A 26,769-nucleotide genomic window follows, 5' to 3' on the forward strand; every position below is an offset into this window, starting at 1 on the left:
TGGCGGCCGGGGTGTTGGCGGGTTCGAAGTTGGTCGTGGTGACCCGGGGTGCGGTGGCGGTCGGGTCGGGTAATCGGGTGGTCGACCTGGCGGGTGCGGCGGTGTGGGGTCTGCTGCGGTCGGCGCAGTCGGAGCACCCGGGCCGGATCGTGTTGGCCGACGTCGACGGTGACCTGGACACGGGTGCGCTGGGTGTGCTCGCCTCGGCGTCCGGTGACTCGGCGGGCGGTCAGCTGGCCGTGCGGTCGGGTGCGCTGTTCGTACCGCGCCTGGTCCGGGCGTCCGTGCCTGCGGTGGCCGAGGTGACCGTCGGTGACGGCACGGTTCTGGTGACCGGTGGTACGGGTGCGTTGGGTGCTCTGGTGGCGGAGCATCTGGTGGCGGCGTACGGGGTGCGGTCGCTGGTGCTGGTTTCCCGTCAGGGTCCGGCCGCGCCGGGTGCGGACGCTCTGGTCGAGCGGCTGTCGGGCCTGGGCGCGTCGGTGCGGGTGGTGGCGTGTGACGTGACCGACCGCGACGCGGTACGTGACCTGGTCGGTCAGCTCACCGACAGTGGTCGGCTGGCGGGTGTGGTGCATACGGCGGGTGTGCTGGATGACGGGGTGGTCGAGGGGCTGACGGCGGGGCGGTTGGCTGGTGTGTTGGCGCCGAAGGTGGATGCGGGTTGGCATCTGCATGAGGTGACGGCGGGTCTGGGTCTGGATCTGGATCTGTTTGTGGTGTTCTCGTCGGTGGCGGGGGTGTTGGGGTCGCCGGGTCAGGCGGCGTATGCGGCGGGGAACGCGTTCCTGGATGGTCTCGCGGTGTTCCGGCGTGGGCTGGGGTTGCCGGCGGTCAGTCTGGCGTGGGGTATGTGGGACACCGCTGGGATGGCCGCGTCGCTCGCCGACACGGACCGCGCCCGGTCCGCTCGGGCCGGCATCACCCCGATGAGCGCGGAAACCGGTCTGGAACTGTTCGACGCGGCGCTCGGCGCGGCGCGACCGACGCTGGTGCCGGCGGTTCTCGACGTACCGGCGATGCGGACCGCGCTCGGCACGGGTGGCCCGGTGCCGGTCGTGCTGCGGACCCTTGTCGGCTCGACCGTCACCCGCCGCCAGGCGGGACAGGGCGGCGACTGGGCCAACCACCTGGCGGGTCTGACCCCCGACGAGGCCCGCGTCCGGATCGACGCGCTGGTACGCGGTCTGGTCGCCCAGGTGCTCGGGCACGCTGGCGCGGAGTCGGTCCCCACCGACCGGGCGTTCCGCGACCTGGGCTTCGACTCGCTGACCGCGGTGGACCTGCGGAACCGGCTCAACGCGGCGACCGGCCTGCGCCTGGCATCGACGTTGGTGTTCGACTACCCGACCCCGGCGGTGCTCGCCGACCACCTGTGGTCCGAGCTGGCCGGTGCGCGGCAGACGTCGGCGGACCTGTCGGTCAGCACGGTTGCCGGCGTCGACGAGCCGATCGCGATCGTGGGTATGGCGTGCCGGTACCCGGGTGGGGTGGAGTCCCCGGACCAGTTGTGGGAGCTGCTGTCCACCGGTGGGGAGGGGATCGGCGAGTTCCCGGCCGACCGGGGCTGGGACCTCGCGTCCCTGTTCGATCCGGACCCGGACAGCGCCGGGACGTCGTACACCCGGCACGGGGGCTTCCTGCACGGCGCTGCGGACTTCGATCCGGCGTTCTTCGGGATCTCGCCGCGTGAGGCGGTGGCGATGGACCCGCAGCAGCGGTTGCTGCTGGAGGCGTCCTGGGAGACGTTCGAGTCCGCCGGGCTGGACCCGGTGCGGCTGCGGGGCAGCCGTACCGGCGTGTTCGCCGGGGTGATGTACCACGACTACGCCTCCCGGCTCGCCGACCTGCCGCCGGACGCGGAGGGCTATGTCGGCACCGGCAACTCCGGCAGTGTGCTGTCGGGGCGGGTGGCGTACACGTTCGGTCTCGAAGGCCCGGCGGTCACTGTCGACACGGCGTGTTCGTCGTCGCTGGTCGCCCTGCACCTGGCCGCGCAGGCGTTGCGGTCGGGGGAGTGTGACCTGGCGCTTGCGGGTGGTGTGACGGTGATGGCGACGCCGGGGACGTTCATCGAGTTCTCGCGGCAGCGGGGTTTGTCGACGGATGGTCGGTGCAGGTCGTTTGCGGCGTCGGCGGATGGGACGGGTTGGTCGGAGGGTGTGGGTGTGCTGCTGGTGCAGCGGCTCTCCGATGCGCGGCGTGAGGGTCGCCGGGTGCTTGCCGTCGTGCGAGGCACGGCCGTGAACCAGGATGGTGCGTCGAACGGGTTGACGGCGCCGAATGGTCCGTCGCAGCAGCGGGTGATCCGGCAGGCCCTGGCGAACGCGCGGTTGACCACGGCTGATGTGGACGCGGTGGAGGCGCATGGTACGGGTACGACCCTGGGTGACCCGATCGAGGCGCAGGCGCTGTTGGCGACGTACGGGCAGGAGCGGCCGGAGGATCGGCCGTTGCTGTTGGGGTCGATCAAGTCGAACATCGGTCACACCCAGGCTGCGGCCGGTGTGGCGGGCATCATCAAGATGGTGCTGGCGATGCGGCACGGCCTCGTGCCGCCGACCCTGCACGTGGACGAGCCGTCGCCGCATGTGGACTGGTCGGCCGGTGCGGTGGCGTTGGCGACGGAGCCGACGCCGTGGCCGGCGGTGGACCGGCCGCGTCGGGCGGCGGTGTCGTCGTTCGGCATCTCCGGTACGAACGCCCACGTGATCATCGAGCAGCCGCCGGTGGAGGTGATCGAGGGCGAGATCGTCGAGTCGACCCTGCCGGACGACCTCGTGCCGGTGCTGTTGTCGGCGCGGTCGGAGGGTGCTCTGGCCGGGCAGGCGGATCGTTGGGCTCGTTGGCTCGCCGGTGACGAGGCGTTGCGTCCGGTGGATGTGGGTTGGTCGTCGGTGACCACGCGTCCGGCTCTGGAGCACCGGGCGGTGCTCACGGCGACGGACCGGGACGACCTGCTCGTCTCGTTGCGGTCGTTGGCGGCGGGTGAGCCGTCCGGCACCGTCGTCACCGGTACGGCTGCCGTTCGTGGTCAGGTGGCACTGCTGTTCTCGGGTCAGGGTGCGCAGCGTGCCGGGATGGGTCGGGAGTTGTCCGCCGCGTTCCCGGTGTTCGCCGCCGCGTTGGACGAGGTGTGCGGTCACCTGGATCCGTTGTTGCCGCGCCCGCTGCGGGAGGTGCTGTTCGCCGAGGCGGGAACGCCGGAGGCGGAGCTGCTGGATCAGACGGTGTTTACGCAGGCCGGGTTGTTCGCGGTCGAGGTGGCGTTGTTCCGCCTGGTGGAGTCGTTCGGTGTGGTGCCGGACTTCGTGGGTGGTCACTCGATCGGTGAGATCACCGCCGCCCACGTTGCGGGTGTGCTGTCCCTGGCGGATGCGTGCGCGCTGGTCGCGGCGCGGGGTCGGTTGATGCAGGCCCTGCCGGCTGGTGGCGGGATGCTCGCGGTGGCCGCGTCCGAGGCCGAGGTGGCCGCCTCGATCGAGGGGGCGACGGACCGGGTCGGTGTCGCTGCGGTGAACGGCCCGTCGGCTGTCGTCGTGTCGGGTGCGGTGGACGCGCTGGACGAGGTCGAGGCAGCTTGGCGGGAGCGGGGTGTGCGGACGCGTCGGTTGACGGTGAGTCACGCGTTCCACAGTCCGTTGATGGAGCCGATGCTCGACGAGTTCCGGGCCGTCCTGGCCGGGCTGACGTTCGCCGCGCCGTTGGTGCCGGTGGTGTCGAACCTGACCGGGGCGCTCGCCGACGCCGACGAGATCCGTACCCCGGACTACTGGGTGCGGCACGTGCGGGAGGCGGTCCGGTTCGCCGATGGGGTCACCGCTCTGCGGGCTGCCGGGGTGGACACGTTCGTGGAGGTCGGTCCGCAGAGTGTATTGACGGCGATGGCCGCTGACGTGTTGCCGGATGACCGGGATGTCGTTGCGGTGGCCGCCCAACGCCGGGACCGACCGGAGGTGGCCGCGCTGCTGGCGGCTCTGGGCGAGCTGCACGTCCATGGCGTGGCGGTGACCTGGCAGCAGTGGTTCGCCGGGGCCGGCGCGCGGCGGGTGGACCTGCCCACGTATGCGTTCCAGCACCAGCGGTACTGGCCCGCGACGGGCCGGCTGCGAACCGGAAACGTGTCCGGTGCGGGGCTGGGCGACGCCGAGCACCCACTGCTCGGCGCGGCCGTCGACCTGGCCGGCGACGACGAGATGGTGTTGACCGGCCGGCTGTCGCTGACCACGCACCCCTGGCTGGCGGACCACGCCGTCGCTGGCGTGACGCTGGTGCCGGGCACGGCTCTCATCGAGCTGGCCGTCCGGGCCGGTGACGAGGTGGGCCTCTCCCGGCTCCGGGAGCTGACCGTGGCCACGCCGTTGACCGTCCCCCAGACGGGAGGGGTGCGGATCCAGGTTCGGGTGGACGGCGCTGCCGGTTCGTCGCAGCGTGCGGTGACCATCTACTCCCGCCAGGACGACGACCCCGAGTCGGGTTGGGTCCGGCATGCGGACGGTGTGCTGGAGGCGGCGTCGGCCGACGAGCCGGTGGTCGGTGTGTGGCCGCCGGCGGGTGTGTCCGAGGTGGACGTGGCGGGCTGGTACGAGGCGCTGGCTGGGCACGGTCTGGTGTACGGGCCGGTGTTCCAGGGCCTGCGCCGGGCGTGGACCGGTGACGACGCGGTGCATGCCGAGGTCGTCCTGCCCGAGGAATCGGTGGACGTCTCCGGATTCGGGGTCCACCCGGCGCTGCTCGACGCGGCGCTGCACGCGATCGGCCTGCTCGACGCGGAGACTGGTGCCCGTCCGCGCGTGCCGTTCGCGTTCGAGGGTGTGCAGGTGCATGCCTCCGGGGCGCGGGTGCTGCGGGTGCGGTTGTCCCGGTCCGGTGCCGGGGTGCGTCTGGTCGCCTGTGACGAGGCGGGCGCGCCGGTGGTGTCGGTCGACTCCCTCGTGCTGCGCGAACTGACCCACCTGGCCACCCCGAGCGCTGCGGCCCGCTCGCTGTTCGAGGTGCGCTGGCAGGCCGAGCAGGTCACCCCGGACCGGCAGCCGTCCGGGATGGTGCTGCTGACCGGGGACGGAACCGGCCGCGAGCTGGCGGCCGAACTGGCCGCCCGGTGGGATCTGCCGGCGTACCCGGATGTGGCGTCGGTGCTGGCCGCTGTCGAGGCCGGTGCCGCGCCGGAGACGCTGCTGCTGCCGCTCCTCGTCGCGCCCGAGGTCGACGCTGACCTGTCGGCGTCGGTGCGGGCGGTGACGTCCGGGGTTCTGGCGACGGTGCAGGCGTGGTTGGCGGCCGGGGTGTTGGCGGGTTCGAAGTTGGTCGTGGTGACCCGGGGTGCGGTGGCGGTCGGGTCGGGTGATCGGGTGGTCGACCTGGCGGGTGCGGCGGTGTGGGGTCTGCTGCGGTCGGCGCAGTCGGAGCACCCGGGCCGGATCGTGTTGGCCGACGTGGACGGGGATCTGGACGCGGACGTGCGCGGCCTGCTCGGGTGGGCGGCCGGTGACGCGTCGGGTGGTCAGGTGGCGGTCCGTGCGGGTGGGGTGTTCGTGCCCCGGCTGGTGCGGGCGTCCGTGCCGGTGTCGTCGGAGCCGCCGGTGGTGGGTGACGGCACGGTTCTGGTGACCGGTGGTACGGGTGCGTTGGGTGCTCTGGTGGCGGAGCATCTGGTGGTGGCGTACGGGGTGCGGTCGCTGGTGCTGGTTTCCCGTCAGGGTCCGGCCGCGCCGGGTGCGGACGCTCTGGTCGAGCGGTTGAGCGCGCTGGGGGCGGGCGTCCGGGTGGCCGGTTGCGACGTGACCGACCGGCAGCAGGTGGAGGCGTTGGTCGCCGAGATTTCGTCGACCGGTCGGCTGGCGGGTGTGGTGCACACGGCGGGTGTGCTGGATGACGGGGTGGTTGAGGGGCTGACGGCGGGGCGGTTGGCTGGTGTGTTGGCGCCGAAGGTGGATGCGGGTTGGCATCTGCATGAGGTGACGGCGGGTCTGGGTCTGGATCTGTTTGTGGTGTTCTCGTCGGTGGCGGGGGTGTTGGGGTCGCCGGGTCAGGCGGCGTATGCGGCGGGGAACGCGTTCCTGGATGGTCTCGCGGTGTTCCGGCGTGGGCTGGGGTTGCCGGCGGTGTCGTTGGCGTGGGGTATGTGGGACACCGCTGGGATGGCCGCGTCGCTCGCCGACACGGACCGCGCCCGGTCGGCCCGCGCGGGTCTCCCGTCGATGAGCGCCGAGACCGGGCTCGAACTGTTCGACGCCGCTCTCGCCGCCGGTCCGGCCGCCCTGGTGCCGGCGGTCATCGACGTACCGGCGATGCGGGCGGCCACCTCCGGTGACGTCGTACCGCCGATGCTGCGCACGCTGATCGGCACGACCGTCACCCGCCGCCAGGCGGGACAGGGCGGTGGCGCGTGGGCCGCGCGGCTCGCCGGGCTCTCCGAGGACGAGGCTCGTACCCAGGTCGACGTGTTGGTGCGTGGTCTGGTGGCGCAGGTGTTGGGGCATGGTGGTGCGGAGGCGGTGCCGGCGGATCGGGCGTTCCGCGAACTGGGCTTCGACTCGCTGACCGCGGTGGATCTGCGGAATCGGGTGAATGCGGCGACGGGTCTGCGGTTGGGGTCGACGTTGGTGTTCGACTATCCGACGCCGGCCGTTCTGGCGGGGTTCGTGTACGAGCAGCTCACCGGTGTGGTGGGTGCCCGTGCGGAGGTGGTGGCCTCCCGGGCGGTGGACGAGCCGATCGCAATCGTGGGTATGGCGTGCCGTTACCCGGGTGGGGTGGAGACCCCTGAGCAGTTGTGGGAGCTGCTGGTCGGTGGTGGTGAGGGGATCGGCGAGTTCCCCGCCGACCGGGGCTGGGACCTCGCGTCCCTGTTCGACCCGGATCCGAACAGCAGCGGCACCTCGTATGCCCGGCAGGGTGGATTCCTGTACGGGGCTGGCGAGTTCGACCCGGCGTTCTTCGGGATCTCGCCGCGTGAGGCGCTGGCGATGGATCCGCAGCAGCGGTTGCTGCTGGAAGCCTCGTGGGAGACGTTCGAGTCCGCCGGGGTCGACCCGCACCGGCTGCGGGGCAGCCGCACCGGTGTGTTCGCGGGCGTGATGTACCACGACTGGGCGACGCGTCTGATGGATCTGCCCGCCGAGGTGGAGGGCTACGTCGGTACCGGGACGTCGGGCAGTGTGCTGTCGGGTCGGGTGGCGTACACGTTCGGCCTCGAAGGCCCGGCGGTCACCGTCGACACCGCGTGTTCGTCGTCGTTGGTGGCGTTGCATCTGGCGGTGCAGGCGTTGCGCTCCGGCGAGTGCGATCTGGCGCTTGCGGGTGGTGTGACGGTGATGGCGACGCCGGGGACGTTCATCGAGTTCTCGCGGCAGCGGGGTCTGTCGACGGATGGTCGGTGCAGGTCGTTCGCGGCGTCGGCGGATGGGACGGGTTGGTCGGAGGGTGTGGGTGTGCTGCTGGTGCAGCGGCTCTCCGATGCGCGGCGTGAGGGTCGCCGGGTCCTGGCGGTGGTGCGGGGTACGGCGGTGAACCAGGATGGTGCGTCGAACGGGTTGACGGCGCCGAATGGTCCGTCGCAGCAGCGGGTGATCCGGCAGGCCCTGGCCAATGCGCGGCTGACCGTGGCGGATGTGGACGCGGTCGAGGCGCACGGCACCGGTACGACCCTGGGTGATCCGATCGAGGCGCAGGCCCTGTTGGCGACGTACGGGCAGGACCGGCCGGAGGGTCGGCCGTTGCTGTTGGGGTCGATCAAGTCGAACATCGGTCACACGCAGGCTGCGGCGGGTGTGGCGGGCATCATCAAGATGGTGCTGGCGATGCGGCACGGGCTGGTACCGCCGACCCTGCACGTGGACGAGCCGTCGCCGCACGTGGACTGGACCGCCGGAGCGGTCACCCTGGCCACGGCAGTGACGCCTTGGCCGGAGACTGGCCGGCTGCGTCGGGCCGGGGTGTCGTCGTTCGGCATCTCCGGTACGAACGCGCACGTGATCATCGAGCAGGCACCAGCGGAGGTGGTCGAGGGCGAGATCGTGCCGTCGACGACGCCGCAGGCCGTGCCGGTGCTGTTGTCGGCGCGGTCGGAGGGTGCTCTGGCCGGGCAGGCGGATCGTTGGGCTCGTTGGCTCGCCGGTGACGAGGCGTTGCGTCCGGTGGACGTGGGTTGGTCGTCGGTGACGACGCGTCCGGCTCTGGAGCACCGTGCGGTGCTCACGGCGACGGACCGGGACGACCTGCTCGTCTCGTTGCGGGCTCTCGCCGGGGGTGAGCCGTCGGGGACGGTGGTGACCGGTGTGCAGGGTCAGCGTGGTCAGGTGGCGCTGCTGTTCTCCGGTCAGGGCGCCCAGCGTGCCGGCATGGGTCGGGAGTTGTCCGCGACGTTCCCGGTGTTCGCGTCGGCGTTGGACGAGGTGTGTGGTCACCTGGATCCGCTGTTGCCGCAGCCGTTGAAGCAGGTGTTGTTCGCCGGGGCGGGTTCGCCTGAGGCGGGGTTGTTGGATCAGACGGTGTTCACGCAGGCCGGGTTGTTCGCGGTCGAGGTGGCGTTGTTCCGTTTGGTGGAGTCGTTCGGTGTGGTGCCGGACTTCGTGGGTGGTCATTCGATCGGTGAGATCACTGCCGCGTATGTGGCGGGGGTGTTGTCGCTGGCGGATGCGTGTGCTCTGGTGGCGGCGCGGGGTCGGTTGATGCAGGCGTTGCCGGCTGGTGGCGGGATGCTGGCGGTGGCCGCGTCCGAGGCCGAGGTGGCCGCCTCGATCGAGGGGCAGGCCGACCGGGTCGGTGTCGCGGCCGTGAACGGCCCGAACGCGGTGGTCGTGTCGGGTGCGGTCGAAGCTCTCGACGAGGTGGAGCGCATCTGGCGGGAGCGGGGTGTGCGGACGCGTCGGTTGACGGTGAGTCACGCGTTCCACAGTCCGTTGATGGAGCCGATGCTGGGCGAGTTCCGGGTGGTGTTGGAGGGGTTGACGTTCCGGGCGCCGTTGGTGCCGGTGGTGTCGAACCTGACCGGGGCGCTCGCCGACGCCGACGAGATCCGTACCCCGGACTACTGGGTGCGGCACGTGCGGGAGGCGGTCCGCTTCGCCGACGGGATCACCGCCCTGCGCGCCGCCGGGGTCGACACCTTCGTGGAGGTCGGTCCGCAGAGTGTGCTGACCGCGATGGCCGCTGACGTGCTGCCCGGCGACGGGGATGTCGTTGCGGTGGCGGTGCAGCGGCGGGACCGGTCGGAGGTTCCGGGTCTGCTGGCGGCTCTGGGGCAGCTGCACGTCAACGGTGTGGCGGTGAGCTGGCAGCAGTGGTTCACCGGGGCCGGTGCGCGGCGGGTGGACCTGCCGACGTACGCGTTCCAGCACCAGCGGTACTGGCCCGCGACGGTGGACCGGCCGCAGGGCGTCGTCGCCGACGCCGGAGATGTCGAGTTCTGGACGGCGGTCGAGCGCGGCGACCTCAGCGGCCTCGCCGACCAGCTCGGTACGGACGCGGTGGACGCCCTCACCCCGGCCCTGCCCGCCCTCACCTCCTGGCGGAAGGCCCGAACCCGGGACACCGAGCTGGACGGGTGGTCGTACCGGGTCGACTGGGAGCCGGTGCGCCCGGCCCCGGTGGTCGGGCTGTCCGGGCGGTGGCTCGTGGTCACCGTGGGCGGCGACACCGACGCGGGCGTCGCGAAGACGCTCACCGGGGCCGGTGCGCAGGTCGACACCCTGACCGTCGCGCCGACCGTCGACCGGGCGGAGCTGGGCGAGCGGCTGCGCCGCACCGGTGCCGACGGGTGGGCGGGTGTGCTCTGCGTCCTGCCCCGGCAGGACCGGTCGCTTCCGCACGCGCCGGGTGTGCCTGCCGGCACGGCGGTGCTGCTCACCCTCGTCCGGGCGCTGACCGACGCCGGCCTGCCGGGTCGAGTGTGGGCGCTCAGCCGGGCCGCCGTGCCGGTCGCGCCGGGTGACCAGCCCGGTGACCTCTGGGCGACGCTGACCTGGGGCCTCGGTCGTGCCGTCGCCCTGGAACAGCCGGACCGCTGGGGTGGCCTGGTCGACCTGCCGGCCCGCGCGGACCGGAACACCCGCGCCGCGCTCGTCGCGGTGCTCGGTGACGGCACCCTGGACCAGGTGGCCGTCCGCCGCAACGGTGTCTTCGGTCGCCGGCTGGTGCCGGCCGCGCCGCCGGCCGGTTCGGGTTGGCGTCCGTCGGGGACGGTGCTGGTCACCGGTGGTACCGGCGCGCTGGGCCGGCGGGTGGCCCGCTGGCTGCTCGTCAACGGTGCCGCCGAGGTGGTCCTCGCCTCCCGGCGTGGCCCGGACGCCCCGGGCGCGGCCGAACTGGTCGACGAGTTGGCCGTCCACGGCACCGTCCGGGTGGTCGCCTGCGACGTCGCCGACGCCGGGGCGGTCACCGACCTGGTCGCCGGGCTGCCCGCGCTGACCGCCGTCGTGCACACCGCCGGCGCGTCCGGCGGGACCACCCCGGCGTACGAGCTGACCGACGCCGACCTGTCGGCGACGCTGGCCGGCAAGGTGCTCGGTGCCCTGCACCTGGACACCGCGTGCCGCGACCGGGACCTCGACGCGTTCGTGGTCTTCTCCTCCGTGGCCGGCGTCTGGGGCGGCGGCGGGCAGGCCGGCTACGCGGCCGGCAACGCCCTGCTCGACGCCCTCGTCGCCGCCCGCCGGGCCGCTGGCCTTCCCGCCACCGCCCTCGCCTACGGCCCGTGGGCGGAGGACGGCATGGCGGCCGGCGAAACGGCCGAGGGCCTGCGCCGTCGGGGCTTCACCCCGCTCGCGCCCGACGCCGCCGTCGCGGCGCTGGGCCGCTGGGTGAACGCCCCCGAGGCGGCCCCGGTGATCGTCGACGTGGACTGGTCCCGGTTCGTCGCCGCGTTCACCGCGGCCCGGCCGAGCCACCTCTTCGACCGGGTCGCCCCGGTCGTCGCCGTGGAGCCGGAAAGCCCGGAGACCGACGCCGCCACCGAGGGGCTGCGGGCCCGACTCGCCGCGCTGCCGGCCACCGGCCAGGAGAACCTGCTGGTCGACCTGGTCCGCGCGGAGGCGGCGGCCGTGCTCGGCCACCGCTCCGCCGACCAGGTGCCGGCCGGCCGGGCGTTCCGGGAACTCGGCTTCGACTCCCTCGCGGCCGTGCAGCTGCGGGACCGGCTGGGCCGGGCCACCGGGCTGACCCTGCCGTCGACCGTGGTCTTCGACCACCCGTCGGCGGCGGAACTGGCCCGCTTCCTGCGTACCGAACTGGTGGCCGGCGTGGCCGGCGACGGCCCGGCGACCGGCGTGACCGTGGTCCGGCCGGCAGCCGACGAGCCGATCGCCATCGTCTCGATGGCCTGCCGCTTCCCCGGCGGGGTGTCCTCTCCGCAGGAGTTGTGGCAGCTGCTGGTCGACGGGGTGGACGCGGTGACGCCGATGCCCACCGACCGGGGCTGGGACCTCGACGCGCTCTTCGACTCCGACCCGGAGCGGGTGGGCACCAGCTACACCCGCAGCGGCGCCTTCCTCGACGACGTGGCCGACTTCGACGCGGGCTTCTTCGGGATCAACCCCCGCGAGGCACTCGCCATGGATCCGCAGCAGCGGCTGCTGCTGCACACCACGTGGGAGGCGTTCGAGCGGGCCGGTATCGACCCGCAGCGGGTCCGTGGCTCCGCGACCGGCGTGTTCATGGGCACCAACGGGCAGGACTACGCGACCCTGCTCCTCGGTGCCCGGTCCGAGGTGGAGGGCTACCAGGCCACCGGCAACAGCGCGTCGGTGGTCTCCGGCCGGCTGGCGTACTCGTTCGGGCTGCACGGGCCGGCGGTCACCGTCGACACGGCGTGTTCGTCGTCGCTGGTCGCCCTGCACCTGGCCGCGCAGGCGCTGCGCTCCGGCGAGTGCGACCTCGCGCTGGCCGGCGGCGTGACGGTGATGTCGACGCCGGGGGCGTTCCTGGAGTTCTCCCGGCAGCGCGGCCTGGCCACCGACGGGCGGGTCAAGGCGTTCGCCGCGAGCGCCGACGGCACCGGCTGGGGCGAGGGCGTCGGCGTCCTGCTGCTGCAACGGCTCTCCGACGCGCGACGGGAGGGCCGGCGCATCCTCGCGGTCGTCCGGGGCAGCGCCGTCAACCAGGACGGCGCGTCCAACGGGCTGACCGCCCCGAACGGGCCGGCGCAGCAGCGTGTCATCCGGCACGCCCTGGCCAACGCCGGTCTGACCCCGGGCGATATCGACGCCATCGAGGCGCACGGTACCGGTACCACGCTGGGCGACCCGATCGAGGCGCAGGCGCTGATGGCCGCGTACGGACCGGACCGCCCCGCCGACCGGCCGCTCTGGCTGGGTTCGGTGAAGTCGAACATCGGCCACACCCAGGCCGCTGCGGGCGTGGCCAGCCTGATCAAGATGGTGCTGGCACTGCGGCACGGGACGCTTCCGGCGACCCTGCACGTCGACGAGCCGTCCCCGCACGTGGACTGGGCGTCGGGACCGCTGGCGCTGCTCACCGAGGCACGCCCGTGGGACGCCGACGGCCGTCCCCGCCGGGCCGGCGTCTCGTCGTTCGGCATCAGCGGCACCAACGCCCACGTGATCCTCGAACAGGCACCGACCGTGGAGCCTGCCGGGACGACCGACGGCCCGTCGAGCTCCGACGGGGCCGCGACCACGGACGCCGCCGACCAGGTGACGAGCGGCGTCGAGGTGTTGCCGTGGCCGGTTTCCGCTGCGACGGCGGCCGGACTGCGGGAGCAGGCCGACCGGCTGGCCCGCCGGCTCGGCGACCCTGTCGTCGAGACGGGGGACCGACCCGACGACGGGGCGGCGGCCTGGGTCCTGACCGAGGGGCGCGCCCACCTGGCCCAGCGGGCGGTGGTCGTCGCCGCCGACCGGGAGACCCGGCTGGCGGCGCTGCGTGCCCTCGCCACCGGTGGTGAGCACCCCGCGCTCGTGTCGGCCGTCCCGGCCACGACGGGCGGCACCGCCGTGATCTTCTCCGGTCAGGGCGCGCAGCGTGCCGGGATGGGTCGGGAGTTGTCCGCCGCGTTCCCGGTGTTCGCGTCGGCGTTGGACGAGGTGTGTGGTCACCTCGATCCGCTGCTGCCGCAGCCGTTGAAGACCGTGCTGTTCGCCGGGGCGGGAACGCCGGAGGCGGAGCTGCTGGATCAGACGGTGTTCACGCAGGCCGGTTTGTTCGCGGTCGAGGTGGCGTTGTTCCGTCTGGTGGAGTCGTTCGGTGTCGTGCCGGACTTCGTGGGTGGTCACTCGATCGGTGAGATCACCGCCGCGCACGTGGCGGGAGTGCTGTCCCTGGCGGACGCGTGCGCGCTGGTGGCGGCGCGGGGTCGGTTGATGCAGGCACTCCCGGCTGGTGGCGGGATGCTCGCCGTGGCCGCACCGGAAGCCGAGGTGACGCCGACGCTCGCCGGTCTGACCGACCGGGTCGGGATCGCTGCGGTGAACGGCCCGTCGGCTGTCGTGGTGTCCGGTGCCGTCGAGGTGCTGGACGAGCTGGAGGCAAGCTGGCGGGAGCGGGGTGCGCGGACGCGTCGGTTGACGGTCAGTCACGCGTTCCACAGTCCGTTGATGGAGCCGATGCTCGACGAGTTCCGGGCCGTGGTCGAGGGGCTGACCTTCGCCGCGCCGTTGGTGCCGGTGGTGTCGAACCTGACCGGCGCGCTCGCCGACGCCGACGAGATCCGCACCGCCGACTACTGGGTGCGGCACGTCCGCGAGGCGGTCCGGTACGCCGACGGGGTGGCCGCCCTGCGGGCTGCGGGCGTCGACACGTTCGTCGAGATCGGCCCCGGCGCGGTGCTCACCGCCATGAACGCCGACCTGCTCCCCGACGACGCGACGGCCCTGGCGACCCAGCGGGCCGGCGTGCCGGAGGTGACGGCGCTGCTCACCGCCGTGGCCACCCGGTACACCAGCGGCCGGGACGTCGACTGGACGGCGGTGCTGACGCCGCTCGCCGGCCCCCGCCCCGCACCGCGTGACCTGCCGGAACTGCCCACGTACGCGTTCCAGCCGCAGCGGTACTGGCCCACCCTCACCAGGCCGCTGACCGGCGGCGCGGACCGGGTCGACACCGAGTTCTGGCAGGCGGTCACCGACGGCGACCTGGACCGGCTCGGCATCGACGCCAACCAGCCGCTGAAGGATCTGCTGCCGGAGCTGGACTCGTGGCGTCGCCGGCAGCACACCGACGGCACGATCGGCGGCTGGCGGTACCGGGTCACCTGGCGGCCCCAGCGGCTCACCGCCGGCCAGCCGGGCAGCTGGCTGGTCGTCGCTCCGCGACGGCAGGCGGCCGAGACGATCGCCGACGCGCTGCGCGCCGGTGGGTCCACGGTGCACCTGCTCACCGTGGACCCGTCCACCGCCGACCGGGACGGGCTCGCCGCCGACCTGGTCCGGGCCTGCGCGGAGCACCAGCCGACCGGGCTGCTCTCCCTGCTCGCCCTGGACGAGGCACCGCACCCGGGCCAGGACTCCCTGCCGTCCGGGCTCGCGGCGAACCTGCTGCTGCTCCAGGCGCACGTCGGCCGGGAGGTCGACGAGCCGCTGCCGCTGTGGCTCGTCACCACCGGTGCGGTCGCCACCGACGACGAGCCGGCCAGTCGGCCGTGGCAGGCCACCAGCTGGGGTCTCGGCCTGGCCGCCGCCCTGGAACACCCCCGGCACGTCGGCGGCCTCGTCGACCTGCCCGGCACGGTGACCGGGGGCCTCGGCGTCGCGCTGGTCACCGCGCTGACCAACACCGAGGGGGAGGACCAGCTCGCCGTCCGCGCCTCGGGGGCGTACGCGCGGCGACTGGTCCGGGACACCGGCCCGGCCGACGGCACGGGCGGCGGCTGGACGCCGCAGGGCACCGTCCTGGTCACCGGTGGGGCGGGCGTGGTCGCCCGGCACGCCACCGGCTGGCTGGAGCGGCAGGGCGCGGCCGTGGTGCCGCTGGACCAGCCGGCCGGCCGGAAGCTGACCGACCGGATGGAACAGCTCGCCGCCGACGGCCGGCCGGTGACCGGGTTGCTGCACGTGCCGGCGGACACCGGCACCGTACCGCTGGTGGAGCTGACCCTCACGGGTCTCGCCGCCGACCTGGTCGCCACCGTCGGCGACATCCCCCGGTACGCCGACGAGCTGGAGAGCCAGGCCCTCGGGGCGCTGGTGCTCTGCTCCTCCACCTCCGGGGTGTGGGGTTCCGGCGGGCGGGCCGGCCAGGCGGCCGGCGACGCCCTGCTCCAGGTCATCGCCGCGAACCGGCGGCGGGCCGGGCTGCCGGCGACGTCGGTGGCGTTCGGCCCCTGGGCCGACGGTCTGACCGACGACGACCTGGAGCAGCTGAGCCGGCGCGGCCTGCCCGGCATGGCACCGGACCTGGCCACCGCCGCGCTGCGGCAGGCCGCCGTCGACGGCACCCAGGTCGTGGTGGCCGACGTGCGGTGGGACAGGTTCGTGCCGGCGGTGGCCGCGGTGCGGGCCCGGCCGCTGTTCGCCGAGATCCCCGAGGCGCGGGACGCGTTGCGCAACCTGCACAGCGGGGAAGCGGCGGACGACGGGGCGGCGGAGGCGCTGCGCGAACGGCTCCGGCCCCTGTCGGAGGCGGAACGGGACGCCGTGCTGGTCGAGCTGGTGTCCACCCAGGCCGCGGCGGTGCTCGGCCATCCCGGCACCGGGGACCTCGGTCCGACCCGCGCGTTCCGGGAGGTCGGCTTCGACTCGATGACCGCCGTGGAGCTGCGTAACCGGCTCCGGGCGGCCACCGGGGTCACCCTGCCGGCCAGCGTGGTGTTCGACTACCCGACCCCGCTGGCACTGGCCCGTCACCTGCGCACGCTGGTGGTGGAGGACGGGGTCGCCGCGACCGCCGGCCTGCTGTCGGAGCTGGAGAAGCTGGACGGCCTGTTCGCCACCAGCGCGCCGGATCCGCTGACCCGGCAGAAGCTGCTGGTGCAGATGCAGGCGTTCCTCGCCCGGTGGGGCGACGACCGGGCGGTCGAGGCACCGGCGGCGCCGACCCTCGACGGGGCCAGCGACGCCGAGCTGTTCGATTTCATCCACCGGGAGCTCGGCGGCCCCGGCGGCAATGTCGGCGGCGTTTTCTGACCCGTCGTCGGTCATTGTCGACACGCGTCGACGGAGCCGGTCGAGGTGGCGGTCACGGCCACCCCGACCGGCTCCGCCGGGCCGTCGCGCCGACCCTCGGCGGGGCCGCCCCCGGCGTGGCTGCGGCCGTTCCGGTCGCCGTCTGCGTTAGGGGCGGCCCTAGGGGCAGCCTAGGGGTTGTGACCGTCACCGGCCGCCCAATACCTTCCTCCGGTAACTAGGGCGTGGTCGGCGCTTCGACGCTGTTGATTAATAGCAATTCGTGGTCGGGCTGAATTGGCTGTGGTAACGCGGCTTGAGGCGTCGGTTGATGGAATTGGGTCGCCTAATTCTTCCGGCTCGAAAAGGGTGGCACTGATGGCGACTGAAGACACTCTCCGGGAATACCTGAAATGGGTTACCGCGGATCTCCACCAGACGAAGCGGAAGCTCGGCGACCTGGAGGCGGCGCACCGGGAGCCCATCGCCATCGTCGGCATCGGCTGCCGCTTCCCGGGCGGGGTGCGCTCACCCGAGGACCTCTGGCGGCTGGTCGCCGCCGGTGGTGACGCCATCTCCGACTTCCCCACCGACCGGGGCTGGGACCTGGAACGGCTGATCCACCCCGACCCGGACCACCCCGGCACCTCGTACGTCGGGCAGGGCGGGTTCCTCGACTCGGCCACCGAGTTCGACGCCGGGTTCTTCGGCATCTCTCCCCGCGAGGCGCTGGGCATGGACCCCCAGCAGCGGCTGCTGCTGGAGACCTCCTGGGAGGCGTTCGAGCACGCCGGCATCGACCCGGCCGCGCTCCGTGGCCACCAGGTGGGCGTCTTCGCCAGCACCACCGGCCAGGACTACGCCGCGCTGCTCCAGGCTCCCCCGCCGGGCGTCGAGGGGTACGTCCTCACCGGCACCGCCGCGAGCGTCGTCTCCGGGCGGATCTCGTACGTGCTCGGCATCGAGGGTCCGGCCGTCTCCGTCGACACCGCCTGCTCGTCGTCGCTGGTCGCGCTGCACCTGGCCTGCCACGCCCTGCGTCAGGGCGAGTGCACCCTCGCGCTGGCCGGCGGCGCCACCGTCATGTCCACCCCGTCCGCGTTCGTCGGCTTCTCCCGGCAGCGCGGTCTCGCCGCCGACGGCCGGGTGAAGGCGTTCGCCGGGGCCGCCGACGGCACCGCCTGGGGCGAGGGCGTCGCCGTCCTGCTCGTCGAGCGCCTCTCCGACGCCCGCCGCAACGGTCACCCCGTCCTCGCCGTGGTGCGCGGCAGCGCGGTCAACCAGGACGGCGCGTCCAACGGCCTGACCGCCCCGAACGGGCCGTCCCAGCAGCGGGTCGTGCTCAAGGCCCTGGCCAGCGCCCGGCTCACCCCGGCCGACGTGGACGCGGTCGAGGCGCACGGCACCGGCACCAGCCTCGGCGACCCGATCGAGGCGACCGCCCTGCTCGCCACGTACGGGCAGGGTCGTCCCGCCGACCGGCCGCTCTGGCTGGGGTCGGTGAAGTCCAACATCGGCCACACCCAGGCGGCGGCCGGTGTCGCCGGGGTGATCAAGGTGGTGATGGCCCTGCGGCACGGCACGCTGCCGGCCACCCTGCACGTCGACGAGCCCACCCCGCACGTGGACTGGACCGCGGGCGCGGTGTCGCTGCTCACCGAGGCGCAGCCCTGGCCGGCGGGGGAGCAGCCCCGCCGCGCGGCCGTGTCCTCGTTCGGCATGAGCGGCACCAACGCCCACGTGATCATCGAAGAGCCGCCGGTGGAGACCCCGGACGCCACCACCGCCCCCCCGGTGGCGTCCGGCTCCCCGGCCTCCGGGACCGCGACCGGCGACGTCGGGACCGCGACCGCCACGACGACCGACGCCGGGAGCGCGACCGGCGTGGACGGCCCCGTCACCGGCGAACCGGCCGAGGCCACCGGCCCGGCCCCGGTCACGGCCGCCGGGCTCGTGCCCGTGCTGCTCTCCGCCCGCGACCACGCCGGCCTCGCCGCGCAGGCCGGACGCTGGGCCGACTGGCTCGACACCGATCCCGACGCCGCCGACGCCGGACCGGTCGACGTCGGCTGGTCCTCGGTCACCACCCGGACGGCCCTGGAACACCGGGCCGTCGTCCTCGCCGGCGACCGCGCCGGCCTCCGCCACGACCTGCGGGCTCTCGCCGACGGCGGCACCGGCTCCGCCGTCGTCGGGGCCGGCCCCCGGGGCGGGCAGCTCGCGTTCCTCTTCTCCGGCCAGGGCGCCCAGCGTCCCGGCATGGGCCGGGAACTCGCCGCGACGTTCCCGGTGTTCGCCCGCGCGCTCGCCGAGGTGTGCGCCGCGCTCGACCCGTACCTGCCCCGCCCGCTCGGTCCGGTGCTGGCCGCCGAACCGGGCACCGACGAGGCCGACCTGCTCGACCAGACCCTCTACACCCAGGCCGGGCTCTTCGCCGTCGAGGTGGCGCTGTACCGGCTGCTGGAGTCCTGGCAGGTCACCCCGGACGTGCTGATGGGGCACTCCATCGGCGAGGTGGTCGCCGCCCACGTCGCCGGGGTGCTGTCCCTGCCCCACGCCGCCGCGCTGGTGGCCGCCCGGGGCCGGCTCATGCAGCAGCTGCCCAGCGGCGGGGTCATGCTCTCCGTCGCCGCCGGACCGGACGAGGTCGAGGCCGTCCTCGCCGGCATCGACGGCCCGGTCGGCATCGCCGCCGTCAACGGCCCCGCCGCCGTGGTGGTCTCCGGCGCCGCCGACGCGGTCGCCGAGGTGGAGCGGGTCTTCGCCGACCGGCAGGTGCGCACCCGGCGGCTACGGGTCAGCCACGCCTTCCACAGCCCGCTCATGGAGCCCATGCTCGCGGACTTCGCCGCCGTGGTGGACCGGCTGGAGCTGCGCGCCCCCACCCTGCCCATCGTCTCCAACCTGACCGGGACGCTCGCCGACCCGGACGAGATCCGCACCACGGCGCACTGGGTGCGGCACGTCCGTGCGGCCGTCCGCTTCGCCGACGGCGTCGAGCAGCTGCGCGCCCTCGGCGTCGGCACCTTCCTGGAGGTCGGGCCGAGCGGTGTGCTGACCGCGCTGACCCGGGACATCCTCGACGCCGACGACGACCCGACGGCCGCCGTGGCGCTGCTGCGTCGGGACCGCCCCGAGCCGGCGTCGCTGCTCACCGCGCTCGCCGAACTGCACGTCGCCGGGGTTCCGGTCGGCTGGCGGCACCTCTTCGCCGGGGCCGACCCGCGCCGCGTTCCGCTGCCCCGGTACGCGTTCCACCGTGAGCGGTTCTGGCCCGAGCCGCCCCCGGCCACCCCGGCCGGCGAGGTCGCCACCGAGGACGCCGCGTTCTGGTCGGCGGTCGAGCAGGCCGACGTCGACGCGCTGCGCGACCAGTTCGGCGGCGACGACGACCCGGTGCGGACCCTGCTGCCCGCGCTGCCGGTCCTCGCCTCGTGGCGGCGCAACCGGCACGACAGCACCGTGGCGGACGGCTGGTCGTACCAGGTGGTGTGGAAGCCGGTTCCGGTCACCGAGGGTGACCGGCCGACCGGGCGCTGGCTGCTGGTGCTGCCGGTGGACGCCGCACCGGCCTGGGCGGACGACCTGGTCGAGCTGTTCCGGGCCGGCGGCGACGAGCCGGCACTGCTGCGCGTCGGCGCCGACGATCTCGACCGGGCGGCGCTGGTCGACCGGCTGCGCGGCACCGTCGGCGACCAGCCGGTCGCCGGGGTGCTGCACCTCGTCGCCGGGCAGGACCGGCTGCTGCCCGCCCACCCTGGCATGACCGTCGCCGCGGGCACCACCCTCGTGCTCGTCCAGGCGCTCACCGACCTCGACCTCGACGCACCCGTCTGGTGCGCGACCAGCGGAGCGGTCAAGGCCGGCCCCGCCGACCGGGTGGACCACCCGCTCCAGAACCTGGTCTGGGGTCTCGGCCGGGCCGCCGCCGTCGAGCAGCCGCACCGCTGGGGCGGCCTCGTCGACCTGCCGGCCACCGTCGACGCCGCCGTGCTGCGCCGGCTGGCCGCCGTCCTCGCCGGCGGCAGCGGAGAGGACCAGGTCGCGGTCCGCCCCGGTGGCGTCTGGGGCCGCCGGCTCACCCCGGCCACCGCCCCGGACCGGCCCACCACGGACTGGTGGGCCGACGGCACCGTCCTGGTCACCGGCGGTACGGGCGCGCTCGGCAGCCACGTCACCCGCTGGCTGCTCGACCGGGGTGCGCGTCGGGTCGTCCTGGTCGGCCGTCGGGGCGCCGCCACCCCCGGCCTGGCCGGTCTCCTCGACGAGTACGGCGACGGACGGGTGACCGCCGCCGCCTGCGACATGACCGACCGGCCCGCCGTCGCGGCGCTGCTGGAGTCGCTGCCCGACCTGACCGTGGTGGTGCACGCCGCCGGCACCGACCAGCTCACCCCGCTGACCGGCACCACCCTGGACGAGTTCTCCCACGTGGTCGCCGGGAAGGTGCTCGGCGCGCTGCACCTCGACGAGTGCCTGGCCGACCGGCCGCTCGCCGCGTTCCTGCTCTTCTCGTCCGTCTCCGGGACGTGGGGCAGCGCCGGCCAGTGCGCGTACGGTGCCGGCAACTCGCTGCTCGACGCGCTCGCGGTGCACCGCCGGGACCGGGGGCTCGCCGCCACCGCCGTCGCCTGGACGGCGTGGGGCGGCGCCGACGGCATGGCCGCCAAGAACACCGCCACCGAGCAGTTGCACCGGATGGGCCTGCCCACCATCGACCCGCAGCGGGCCCTCGTCGCCCTCGACCGGGCGGTGCGCCGGTCCGCCCCCGGCGTCACCGTCGCCGACGTCGACTGGAGCCGCTTCCATCCGGCGTTCACCCTGACCCGGCCCAGCCCGTTCCTGTCCGAGCTGCCGCAGGTGCGGGCGCTCGTGGCGGCCGAGGCGGAGACCGCCGCCGCGCCCGCCGGTGCGACCGAGGCGCTGCGCCACCTGGCCGACCTGCCCGAGGCCGAGCAGGAGCGGGAGCTGCTCCGGATCGTCAACGAGCAGACCGCCCGGGTGCTCGGCCACGCCACCCCGGACGACCTGCGCGGCCGGCCGTTCAAGGACCTCGGCTTCGACTCGCTCACCGCCGTGGACTTCCGCACCAAGCTGAACGAGGCGACCGGGCTGCGGCTGCCGTCCACCCTGGTCTTCGACCACCCCACCCCGACCGACCTGGCCCGGCACCTGCGCGAGACGGCGTTCGGCGCGGACGCCGCCGTGCCGGCCGCGGTCGCGGTCGCCGTCGGCGCTGACGAGCCGATCGCGATCGTGGGCATGGCCTGCCGTTACCCGGGGGGTGCCGGCAGCCCCGAGGAGCTGTGGCGACTGGTCGCCGACGGCGTCGACGCCATCGGTCCGTTCCCCACCGACCGGGGTTGGGACGTCCCCGCCCCGGACAGCGGCTTCGCTCCCGCCGGCGGCTTCCTGTACGACGCGACCGGGTTCGACCCGGCGTTCTTCGGCATCTCCCCGCGCGAGGCCCTGGCCATGGACCCGCAGCAGCGGCTCACCCTGGAGGCGTCCTGGGAGGTCCTGGAGCGGGCCGGGCTCGACCCGACCGGCCTGAAGGGCAGCCGCACCGGCGTGTACGTCGGCGCGTCCACCTCCGGCTACGGGACCGGGCTGACCGAGGTGCCGGAGGGTACCGAGGGTTACCTGATGACCGGCGGGGCGCACAGCGTCATCTCCGGCCGGGTGGCGTACACCCTCGGCCTGGAGGGACCGGCGGTGACCGTGGACACCGCCTGCTCGTCGTCGCTGGTGGCGCTGCACCTGGCCGGCGAGGCGCTGCGCCGGGGCGAGTGCGACCTCGCCCTCGCCGGCGGTGTCGCGGTGATGGCCACCCCGGACACCTTCGCCGAGTTCGCCCGGCAGGGCGGCCTGGCCGGCGACGGCCGGTGCAAGTCGTTCGCCGCCTCCGCCGACGGCACCGGCTGGTCCGAGGGCGTGGGCATGCTGCTCGTCGAGCGGCTCTCCGACGCGCGGCGTAACGGCCACCGCGTCCTCGCCGTGCTGCGCGGTTCGGCGGTGAACCAGGACGGCGCGTCGAACGGGTTGACCGCGCCGAACGGCCCGTCGCAGCAGCGGGTGATCCGGCAGGCCCTGGCCAGTGCCCGGCTGTCGGCGGCCGACGTGGACGTGGTGGAGGCGCACGGCACCGGCACCACGCTGGGTGACCCGATCGAGGCGCAGGCGTTGCTGGCGACGTACGGCCAGGAGCGGGACGGGTCGGCGCCGCTGCTGCTGGGGTCGATCAAGTCGAACGTCGGTCACGCGCAGGCCGCCGCCGGTGTGGCCGGTGTGATCAAGATGGTGCAGGCGATGCGGCACGGGATCGTGCCGGCGACGCTGCACGTGGACGAGCCGTCGCCGCACATCGACTGGTCGGCCGGTGCGGTGGATCTGGTGACCGAGGCGACGCCGTGGCCGGTGGTGGACCGGCCGCGTCGGGCGGCGGTGTCGTCGTTCGGCATCTCCGGCACCAACGCGCACGTCATCGTCGAGCAGCCGGCGGACGAGGCGGAGCCCGAGGCCCCCGCCGCCGATCGGCCCACTGCGGGACTTGTCGGCGCGGGGCAGCTGGTGTGGCCGCTGTCCGCGCGGTCGGCCATCGCGCTGCGCGGCCAGGCGGAACGGCTTGCCCGGCACGTCCGTGAGCACGACGGGCTGGACCCGGCGGCGGTGGCCTGGTCGCTGGCCACCACCCGGGCCGCGCTGGAGCACCGCGCCGCCGTGGTCGGGGCGGGCACCGGCGACCTGCTCGCCGGCCTCGACGCGCTGGCGGCGGGTTCGCAGGCGAAGAGCGTCGTGTCGGGTGTGGCTGCCGATCATGGGCCTGGGGTGGTGTTCGTCTTCCCGGGGCAGGGTGGTCAGTCGGTACGGTTGGCCGCTGGTCTGGTGGGCCGCTGTCCGGTGTTCGACGCCCGGCTGGCGGAGTGTCAGCGGGCGTTCGCGCCGTACCTGGACGTCGACGTCGTGTCGTTGTTGACCAGTGACGACGAGTCGTGGTTGGACCGGGTGGAGGTGTTGCAGCCGGTCCTGTTCGCGGTGGGTGTCGCCCTGGCGGAGGTGTGGCGGCACGCCGGCGTGACCCCGCAGCTGGTGATCGGTCATTCGCAGGGTGAGATCGCGGCGGCCTGCGTGGCGGGTGTCCTGTCGCTGGAGGACGCGGCGCGGGCGGTGATCCTGCGGGCCCGCGCGCTCGCCACGCTGGCCGGCACCGGGGCGATGGCGGCGGTGGACCTGCCGGCCGGGGAGGTCGCCGCGCGTCTGGTCGACTTCCCCGAGGTGGTTGTCGGGGTGCGGAACGGGCCGGCGACGGTGGTGGTCTCCGGTCCGCCGGAGCAGGTGGCGGAGCTGGTGGAGACGTTCCGGGCCGAGGGGGTGCGGGCGCGGCCGATCCGGTTCAACTACGCGTCGCACTCCCCGGCGGTGGAGCGCATCCGCGAGCGGATGCTGGCCGACCTGGCGGGGCTTGCCCCGCAGGCGGGGCACACGCCGCTGGTCTCCACCCTGACCGGCGAGTGGGCCGACCCGACCGTCATGGACGGCGGCTACTGGTACGAGAACCTGCGGAACCCGGTGCGGTTCGACGCGGCGGTGCGGGTGGCGGTCGAGGCGGGGTTCACGACGTTCGTGGAGGTGTCGGCGCATCCGGTGTTGACGATGCCGGTGACGGCGATCCTGGAGGACGTCGGCGTCGACGGTCACGCGTTGGGGACCCTGCGGCGGGGTGAGGACGACGCGGCGCGGTTGCTGACGAACCTGGCCACCGCGCACACGATCGGTCTGCCCGTGGACTGGACGAAGGTGCTCACCCCGGCACCGACCGTCGACCTGCCCACGTACGCGTTCGGGCGGGACCGGTACTGGCTGTCGCGTGGCGGCGCCGGTCGGGCCGGGCTGCCGTCGGTGGGTCTCGACGCCGTGGACCATGCGCTGCTCAGCGCCGTGGCCGACCTGCCCGGCGACGACGGCCTGCTGTTCACCGGGCGGATCTCGCTGGCCAGCCACTCGTGGCTGGCCGACCACGCCGTGCTCGGCACCGTGCTGCTGCCCGGCACCGCCCTGGTCGAGTTGGCGTCCTGGAGCGGTCGGACCGTGGACACCGCCCACGTGACGGAACTGGTGCTGGAGGCACCGCTCGTCGTCCCGCCGACGGGCGGCGTCGACCTGCGGGTCCGCGTCGGCCCGGCCGACGGCGACGGCTGCCGGTCGGTGACCGTCCACTCGTACGTCGACGAGGGCACCGACCGGCCGGGGGCGGCCCGGCAGTGGCAGCGGCACGCCGCCGGCCTGCTCGCCCCCACCCGGGCGGTGACTGTGGCCCCGGCCGGCGCCTGGCCGCCCGCCGACGCCGAGCCGATCCCGCTGGACACGCTCTACCCGCACCTCGCCGAGCAGGGCTACCACTACGGCCCCGTCTTCCGGGCGCTGCGCGCGGCCTGGCGGCACGGCGACGACATCCTGGCCGAGGTGGCGCTGGACGCCGACGCGGGCACCACCGACGCCGTCGGGTTCTCGGTGCACCCGGCGCTGCTCGACGCCGCCCTGCACGCCATCGGCGCCAGCGCCCTCGGCCGCGCCGAGGACGCCCCGTCGCCGTCCGGCGCGGCGCAGCCCGGACTGCCGTTCTCCTGGACCGGGCTGGCCGTCGCGCCCACCCGGGCCCGCGAACTGCGGGTGCGGCTCACCGCGACCGAGGGATCGGTGGCGGCGACCGTCACCGACACCGGCGGCACGCCGGTCGCCTCCCTCGACGCCCTCGTCCTGCGGCCGATCAGCTCCGACCAGCTCAACGCGGCCCGTCGTGCGGCCAACCGGTCGCTGCACCGGCTCGACTGGATCGCCCCCGAGCCGGGGACGGACCGGTCCGCCCGTATCGCCGTGCTCGGCGACGCCGAGGGCTGGCCGGGCATCGAGTCGTACCGGGACCTGGCCGAACTGGTGGCGGCCGTGGCCGGCGGGGCGGCCGTGCCCGACGCGGTGGTCGTCACCTGCGTGGGGCAGCGCACCGACGAGCCGAGCCCGGCACGGGCCGCGCACCTGGTCAGCCACGAGACGCTGGCGCTGGCGCAGGACTGGCTCAGCCGGGAACCGCTGGCCGACGCCCGGCTCGTCCTGGTCACCCGGGGTGCGGTCTGCGTCGACGGCGACGACCGGCCCGCCGACCTGCCCGCCGCCACGGCGTGGGGCCTCGTCCGCTCCGCCCAGTCGGAGAACCCGGGCCGGTTCGTGCTGCTCGACCTCGACGACGACCCCCGTTCGGCGGTCGCGCTGCCGGCGGCGCTGGCCACCGGGGAACCGCAGCTCGCTGTCCGGGCCGGACACCTGCGGGTGCCCCGACTGGTCCGGACCGGACCGCCGCCGCAGGACCGGCCGACGCCCGACCTGTCCGGCGGCACCGTCCTGGTCACCGGCGCCTTCGGCGCGCTCGGCCGGCTGGTCGCCCGGCACCTGGTCACCCGGCACGGGGTGCCCCGGCTGCTGCTGGTCAGCCGCAGCGGCGCCGACGCACCCGGCGCGGCGGACCTCGTCGCCGAACTGACCGGGCTCGGCGCCGCCGCCCAGGTCGTCGCCGCCGACGTCACCGACCGCGACGCCCTCGCCGTGCTGCTCGACGAGATCCCCGCCGACCGGCCGCTGGTCGGCGTCGTGCACGCCGCCGGCATCCTCGACGACGGGGTGCTGCCGGCGCTCACCCCGGCCCGGTTCGACACCGTCCTCGGGCCGAAGGTGGACGCCGCCTGGCACCTGCACGAGCTGACCGAGAAGCTGGACCTCGCCGCCTTCGTGCTGTTCTCCTCCGCGTCCGGGCTGTTCGGCGGCCCCGGCCAGGCCAACCACGCCGCCGCGAACGCCTTCCTCGACGCGCTCGCCCACCACCGGCGGGCGAGCGGGCTGGCCGTCACCTCGATGGCGTGGGGGCCGTGGGCCAACCCCGACGAGCCCGGCGGACCGCAGGGGCACGTCGACGAGCAGCGGATGAGCCGGGCCGGCTTCCACCCGCTGGACGCCGACGAGGGCATGGAGCTGTTCAGCGAGGGGCTGCGCTTCGGTGACGCGGTGGTCGTGCCGGTGAGCCTGGACCACGGGCTGCTCGGCCGGCTCGGCCCGGCGCTGCCCCGGCTGCTGCACGGCCTGGTCCGCCCGGCCGGGGCCGCCCCGGCCACGGCGACTCCGGCGGCCGACGCGGCGACCGCGCTGCGCGACACCCTCGCCGCCACCCCGGAGTCGGAGCGGGACCGGGTGCTGTCCGACCTGGTCCGCACCCACGCGGCGGCGGTGCTCGGCTACTCCTCGATCCGCGACATCGACGAGGAGAAGGGCTTCGTGGAGCTGGGCTTCGACTCGCTGACCGCGGTGGAGTTCCGCAACCGGCTCACCGCCGCCACCGGGCTGCGCCTGCCGTCCACCCTGATCTACGACCGGCCGACCACCGGCGCGATGGTCGCCCACCTGCGCGGCGCGCTGCTCGCCGAGCGGACCACCAGCGCGCTGTCCGTGCTGGGCGAGCTGAACAAGCTGGAGACCGCCATGCGCGCGGTCGCCGTCGACGACACCGACCGCACCGCCGTCGCCGCCCGGCTGCGGGAACTGCTGTCGCTGTGGACGTACGCCGAGGCCGGCGCCGACGACGCCGCCACGGGTGACGGCAACCTCAGCACCGCCAGCGCCGAGGAGCTGTTCAGCCTTCTCGACGACGAGCTCGGATCGGCCTGAC

General features: G+C 74.5%; 2 protein-coding genes (1 of these 2 cut by a window edge). Both read left to right on the forward strand.

What is annotated here, in order from left to right; genetic code table 11:
* Positions 1-16,079, forward strand: the 3' portion of a protein-coding gene (locus tag IGA62_RS25070; protein WP_145822021.1) for a type I polyketide synthase. The gene continues 13,771 nt to the left of window position 1, outside the view; the window shows 16,079 of its 29,850 coding nt (coding positions 13,772-29,850); its start codon lies beyond the left edge, outside the window; the stop codon is at positions 16,077-16,079.
* Positions 16,080-16,436: 357 nt separating this feature from the next.
* Positions 16,437-26,768, forward strand: coding sequence for a type I polyketide synthase (locus tag IGA62_RS25075; RefSeq protein WP_190289210.1), 10,332 nt, complete (start codon positions 16,437-16,439; stop codon positions 26,766-26,768).
* Position 26,769: the final 1 nt, after the last annotated feature.

It is taken from the genome of Micromonospora sagamiensis (assembly GCF_014680085.1).
GTDB lineage: Bacteria > Actinomycetota > Actinomycetes > Mycobacteriales > Micromonosporaceae > Micromonospora > Micromonospora inyonensis.